The 5,958-nt window shown below is 48.0% G+C and carries 7 protein-coding genes; all 7 read left to right on the top strand.

Features of this window, described 5'->3' with window-relative positions; all coding sequences use genetic code 11:
* The first annotated feature begins 142 nt into the window (after positions 1–142).
* The 7 genes from FJM67_RS16740 (at position 143) to FJM67_RS16770 (ending at position 5,917) form a co-directional block, all read left to right on the top strand.
* A complete protein-coding gene (locus FJM67_RS16740; RefSeq protein WP_140591763.1) occupies positions 143–397 on the top strand; it encodes a nucleotidyltransferase family protein in 255 nt (84 codons plus the stop codon).
* A gap of 174 nt (positions 398–571) precedes the next feature.
* Positions 572–1,561 (top strand): porphobilinogen synthase, encoded by a 990-nt coding sequence (gene hemB, locus FJM67_RS16745; protein ID WP_140591766.1) that lies wholly within the window; start codon positions 572–574, stop codon positions 1,559–1,561.
* A gap of 107 nt (positions 1,562–1,668) precedes the next feature.
* Complete coding sequence (gene ppk1, locus FJM67_RS16750; protein WP_140591768.1) at positions 1,669–3,891, top strand: polyphosphate kinase 1; 2,223 nt, start codon at positions 1,669–1,671, stop codon at positions 3,889–3,891.
* Positions 3,892–4,028: 137 nt separating this feature from the next.
* On the top strand, positions 4,029–4,400 hold the full coding sequence (gene mntA, locus FJM67_RS16755; protein ID WP_140591771.1) for a type VII toxin-antitoxin system MntA family adenylyltransferase antitoxin: 372 nt from the start codon (positions 4,029–4,031) through the stop codon (positions 4,398–4,400).
* Positions 4,375–4,827 (top strand): type VII toxin-antitoxin system HepT family RNase toxin, encoded by a 453-nt coding sequence (gene hepT, locus FJM67_RS16760; protein ID WP_181161538.1) that lies wholly within the window; start codon positions 4,375–4,377, stop codon positions 4,825–4,827. Before mntA ends, hepT begins: the two co-directional genes overlap by 26 nt.
* A gap of 140 nt (positions 4,828–4,967) precedes the next feature.
* Positions 4,968–5,279, top strand: coding sequence for a hypothetical protein (locus FJM67_RS16765; RefSeq protein ID WP_140591776.1), 312 nt, complete (start codon positions 4,968–4,970; stop codon positions 5,277–5,279).
* A 293-nt stretch (positions 5,280–5,572) separates the two neighbouring features.
* Entirely contained in the window at positions 5,573–5,917 is a 345-nt protein-coding gene (locus FJM67_RS16770) for a hypothetical protein (protein WP_181161539.1), read from the top strand.
* The last annotated feature ends 41 nt before the right edge of the window (positions 5,918–5,958 follow it).

The raw sequence follows: 5,958 nt of genomic DNA on the forward strand, positions 1-5,958 counted from the left end.
GCTGCTCTCGAAGCGAAAGCAATCTAGGTCTGTAGCGCAATCAGAAGGCGCAGAATCTAAGATGGTATCCCATACCTCGGGGGTAAGTGCCCGAGCGTAAGCTTGGAGCGCTCACAGCCGGTAACACTGTTCGCCCGGCGATATGGAATATTTTTCCATACAACTAGGAACGGCACGACTGTATGGCTCTCGGGCGAAAGGGAATTTTACCTCGCGCAGTGATATTGATCTTGCTTTGCTTGGGGAGATAGACCGGCACACCTTGTCGGCTATTGCGTTAGATCTTGATGAAAGCGATTTGCCTCACGCGGTTGATGTTTTATGCCTTGCCCACCTGCGTAATCGAGCGTTAATTGATCATATTGAGCGAGTCGGTGTAAAAATCTACACCCAGTAACTTTCCAGTTTTCTATAAATATCCTGAATAGCATCAAGGTTCTGCTGCACAAAATAGGCTACCATGGCGTCAAGTGTAGAGATTTGGCGCATTTGTTGGCTATGGTCGATGCTTGTCACATGTTTGTCATAATTTCTTTATAGTTTACCTTTCCAGTTACTAAGGAGTCGTTTGATGACTTTTCCCTTCACCCGTATGCGCCGTATGCGCCGCGATGATTTTTCCCGCCGTCTGATGCGTGAGCATCGTTTAAGTGCCGATGACTTGATTTACCCGATGTTTGTCATTGAAGGGGAAAACACCCGTGAAGCTGTGCCATCTATGCCGGGTGTTGAGCGGGTTACCTTAGACATCCTGTTGGAAGAAGCTAAAGAAATCGTTGAATTAGGCATCCCCATGGTAGCCTTGTTCCCGGTGGTATCCGCTGAGAAGAAATCCTTAGACGCGGAAGAGGCTTACAACCCAGACGGTTTAGCGCAACGGGCCGTACGCTTATTACGTAAGCACTTTCCCGAGCTTGGCGTAATGACCGACGTGGCCCTAGACCCGTTCACCACTCACGGCCAAGACGGCATCATTGATGACGAAGGTTATGTGCTAAATGACATTACCACGGAAACTCTGGTGAAGCAGGCGTTGTCTCATGCCGAGGCAGGGGCTCAAGTTGTGGCACCGTCGGATATGATGGATGGCCGTATCGGTGCTATTCGTGAAGCCCTAGAACTGGAAGGCTACGTCAACACTCGCATTATGGCGTACTCCGCCAAGTATGCCTCCGCTTACTACGGCCCATTCCGTGATGCAGTCGGTTCTGCCGGCAACTTGGGTAAAGGCAATAAATTCACTTACCAGATGGACCCAGCAAACAGCGACGAAGCCATTCGTGAAGTGTTGCTCGATATCGAAGAGGGCGCCGATATGGTTATGGTAAAACCAGGTATGCCGTATTTAGATATTGTGCGCCGGGTCAAGTCAGAGTTAGGTGTACCAACCTATGCTTATCAAGTTAGCGGCGAATACGCCATGCAAATGGCCGCGTTTCAAAATGGTTGGTTAGATAAAGACCAAGTGATGATGGAATCACTATTGGCGTTTAAACGTGCAGGTGCCGACGGCATCCTGACTTATTTTGCCAAAGACGCAGCGCGCCTATTAAAAGGCTGACCAGCATAGGGCATACTTCCTGTGCAAGGTTAGCATGACATTTTGGGTAGTTGGTGAATCTCACCAGCTACCCTTGAATTAGTTGAAATGAAAGATTGAGCAGGAATATGTCTGAGCAAAACGTAATTGAAGAGAAAATTGAACAAAAGGAAGAGACTCACGCTCAGGTAGCCGAGCCCGATGAGATCGTGCTTGAGCCCATCCCAGAAGCCCCCGCGGACAGCAGCAAAGTCGCTATAGAATACCGTGCTCCGGAGGAAATCGACTTAAATGATCCTGAGTTATATTTCAACCGGGAACTGAGTCACCTGCAATTTAATGCCCGTGTGCTAGAACAGGCCATGGACGAGAATCACCCGATTCTGAACCGCTTGATGTTCTTGTGTATTTTTAGCTCTAACATGGACGAATTCTTCGAAATCCGTGTTGCAGGCCTGAAGAGCCAAGTAGATTACAACCGGGAGAAAAACGGCCCGGATGGTATGCACCCGCGCAAAGTGTTACAGCTGATCAGTGAACAGGCTCACAAGCTAGTTCGCCGCCAATACCGCATTTTGAACGACATTATTTTTCCGCGCCTAGCCAAAGAAAATATCCATTTTATCCGCCGTTCTGTGTGGACCGAAAAACAAGCAGCCTGGGTAAAAAAATACTTTAAAGACAATGTCTTGCCTATCATTAGTCCGGTGGGGTTGGACCCCGCTCACCCATTTCCTCGCTTAGCGAACAAAACCTTTAACTTCGTTGTGGAACTAGAAGGGCGCGACGCCTTTGGCCGTGAGAATGGCTTGGCTATCGTGCCTGCACCGAGTTCACTACCGCGTTTGGTCAAATTACCAGATGACGTATGTGAAGGCGGGAATAATATGGTATTCCTGTCTTCCATTATTCACGCCCATGCAGATCAGTTATTCCCGGGGATGACGGTAAAAGGCTGTTTCCAGTTCCGCCTGACTCGAAATGCGGATTTGGAAGTAGACTCGGACGATATCGGTCTCGACCTAGCGGGGGCGCTGCGTACTGAGTTGCAAAGCCGTCACTACGGTAGTTCGGTCCGCTTGGAAATCGCCGACAACTGCCCAAACCATATCGTGGATTCCCTATTAGCGCAGTTTGATCTTGGCGAAAGCGACTTATACCGTATTGACGGCCCGGTAAACTTGAGCCGACTCATGGCAGTATTGGACTTGGTAGATCGCCCTGATCTTATGTACCCGCCATTCTCACCTGGCGTGCCCAATAAATTGGCTAAATCTGGCGGGATTTTCGAAGCAGTGCGTCAGCGCGATTACCTGATGATGCATCCGTTCGAAAGCTTCTCGCCGGTTATTGATATGCTGAACGAAGCGGCCAAAGACCCGAACGTGGTCGCCATTCGTCAAACTTTGTACCGTACCGGTGCCAGATCACCGATTGCCAATGCCCTAGTAGAGGCCGCTCGAAATGGCAAAGAAGTGACGGTCGTTATCGAACTACGTGCTCGATTTGATGAAGCGGAAAACTTGGCTCTAGCCAGCCGCTTGCAGGATGCCGGCGCTATCGTAGTATACGGGGTAGTGCGCCACAAAACCCACGCCAAGATGATCCTAATCGTGCGTCGCGAGGGCAACGAACTGACTCGCTATGTGCACTTGGGTACAGGAAACTACCACGCGGGTAATGCTCGTTTGTACACCGACTACTCCTTCATGACCTGTGATAAAGATATTGGTGATGACGTACATCGGGTGTTCCAGCAACTGACGGGCATGAGTAAAGAGCTCAAGATTAAAAAACTGCTACACGCACCGTTTACATTGCGTGACCGCTTGCTCGAGATGATTGATCAAGAAGCGAAAAACGCTCTAGCCGGTGAACCTGCGCGAATCATCATCAAGGTGAACTCATTGACTGAGCAACGCTTAGTGCAAGCCTTGTATAAGGCATCTCAAGCCGGAGTGAAAATCGACCTAATAGTGCGCGGTATCTGTACTTTGCGTCCAGGTATTAAAGGGGTTTCTCAGAACATCCGTGTACGCAGTATCATCGGGCGTTTCCTTGAGCACACCCGGGTGTACTACTTCTTCAACAACCGTAACCCATTGGTTTACCTATCCAGCGCCGACGGCATGGATCGTAACTTGAACAACCGAGTGGAAGTAGCCTTCCCTATTCAAGACTACAAACTGGCACGTCGGGTGAAGAAAGAGTTGGAGTATTACCTCAACGACAATACCCAAAGTTGGGTACTGCAAACTGACGGCTCCTACGCGCTTTCTAAACCACGTAAAGACGACTACCGCAGCGCCCAGCGTGCTCTGCTAAACGACTTAGCGGACAACGCCCGCTAATATCCTCTGTCACCCCCCGTTGCTCGGCTACTCAGCAACGGGGGTTTTTCTCTTAGATGATCCTTCTTCTCTAATCCTTTGTGATGGCCCGTAAAACCGTTATCCTAGTGGTAACAATTGCTTGTTGAAGGTACTACATGAATCACGACGAAGTACTAAATAAACTGCAGCAACTTGCGGAGAACAGCAAAGGACTAGAAGTTGTATGGTTATATGGCTCCCGTGCCAAGAATACAGCAGACGTTTTTAGCGACTATGACTTAGCGGTTGCTTTTAAGCGGGGGGCTTCCTGCGACTGTGAAGATCTAGCTTATCAGTGGTCACAAGTGACACAGGAATCAATTTCTATTGTGAATATCAATCACATACCTGTACCGTTAGCCTACAACATTATTAATGAAGGCGTGGTCATGGTGTGCCAAAACTCTCTACGCCTTCACTCCGAGCAATCTCGAATCTGGTCTTTATGGGAATATTATCGATATGAATACGCCAAAGTCCGTAATTGATTATGAGCCATATGTAATGGCAATCACTGAGCAGGTTGAGCAGCATCTGTGTGGTCTTGATGAACTCAGTACTATCTTTAAACAGCGCCCATTGTCATTTAATGAGCGCAGCGCCACCGAACGCAGTCTACAGGTCATAGTAGAAGCGGCTATTGGTTGTTCTAAGCACCTACTGAAGTCAAAGGGCAAACCAGTACCTTCAGAAGCCAGAGCGAATATTGAGCGAACCTACGAGTTGTTGGGGATAACCAATCCTCCTATCAGGGTTATGCGTGGTGCAATAGGAATGCGCAATGCAATTATCCACGATTACCTAAATCTGGATTGGGAAGTTATTGAGGACGTTTTAAAAGAGCAAAAGTATTACCAGATACATCAATATATCCAACACATCTTGCATATCCTGATGTCAGGGGGTAGGTCATAAGCTGGTAAAAAATTGACATAGGTTAACAAATGATCAAACTAGCCTTTTAAAATGGAAAAAGAGTTTGGTATAAGGAAAAAGTTCTTCTAGCCGGCTAAAAGGAAACAGCAACTCAGGAACAGCGTCTACAGGAGTATGACATGGAAACACCGACCCTCGAACAACGCCCTAATTACGGCTTTGTATACCAATTAAGTTTTTCATTAACACCTCAACAAAACTACAACAATCGCACCCGAGTCACGGGCGCCATCCATCACTGCGAAAAGCAAAAACTCTGCCGTACCCACAAGCTGGATATCGAACATGATCGAGTTACCTGGCTATTGGAGACTGGCACCAATACCTTTCCCAAGATCCTTAACCAAATAAACAAACGTACCAGACCCATCGCTGAAGATGTCCAAATGGCATTCGAACTCAAAGAATGTCGTCAGGACTATCAAATCTAATAGCGTATTGCGGACTTCGGACTTCGGACTTCGGACTTCGGACTTCAGCAGGTGGCACAGGTACCTTTTCGCAGCGACCTTACGCGCTTGCGCGTGGAGCCAGAAAAGGATACCTGTTGCCAACTGCCCAACTGCCCAACTGCCCAACTGCCCAACTGCCTTAGTTAAAAGCCTCGCAGCGACCTTACGCGCTTGCGCGTGGAGCTAGAAAAGGATGCCTGTTGCCATCTGCCCAGCTGCAGTAGTTGAAAAGTCTCCCAGTGCCTGATGAGGCAATGTCTGATTGTGATTTTATGGCTAGCTACTTACACTATCCCAATCTAAATCAACAACAGCCGGAGATACAAGTGGACAAAGTGAATCAAGTTAAGCAACTTGTGAACTCAATTAACCAGCTGCATTTAGACTTCTCCCGCGACTATTTCGAATCCGGCCAACTAGACCAAGTGAATTTGTCGAGGACGATTAGCAGAGTCCCAGTAGAGCATATCTATCGCTATCGTTTAACGCTCCATGAATGTATTAACGACTACCTAATGTCCGCAGAGATCGACTTAAAGTATTTCTATCGAGTCAAAACCCGAGATGCGTATTCCGGTGATTGCGATCGCTCGTTTCGGTCTATTCCGATCAGCTGATCCTGCCGTTTTTCTCTCGTCTTATTTTTACTCTAAGTGAT

This window comes from Maribrevibacterium harenarium (genome assembly GCF_006385675.1).
Classification (GTDB): domain Bacteria; phylum Pseudomonadota; class Gammaproteobacteria; order Pseudomonadales; family Marinomonadaceae; genus Marinomonas; species Marinomonas harenarium.

Bases quoted from the DNA above. Each gene is read 5' to 3' on its own strand.
- FJM67_RS16770 (WP_181161539.1), top strand. From the start codon at position 5,573: ATGGCTAGCTACTTACACTATCCCAATCTAAATCAACAACAGCCGGAG.
- FJM67_RS16765 (WP_140591776.1), top strand. From the start codon at position 4,968: ATGGAAACACCGACCCTCGAACAACGCCCTAATTACGGCTTTGTATAC.
- hepT (WP_181161538.1), top strand. From the start codon at position 4,375: ATGAATACGCCAAAGTCCGTAATTGATTATGAGCCATATGTAATGGCA.
- mntA (WP_140591771.1), top strand. From the start codon at position 4,029: ATGAATCACGACGAAGTACTAAATAAACTGCAGCAACTTGCGGAGAAC.
- ppk1 (WP_140591768.1), top strand. From the start codon at position 1,669: ATGTCTGAGCAAAACGTAATTGAAGAGAAAATTGAACAAAAGGAAGAG.
- hemB (WP_140591766.1), top strand. From the start codon at position 572: ATGACTTTTCCCTTCACCCGTATGCGCCGTATGCGCCGCGATGATTTT.
- FJM67_RS16740 (WP_140591763.1), top strand. From the start codon at position 143: ATGGAATATTTTTCCATACAACTAGGAACGGCACGACTGTATGGCTCT.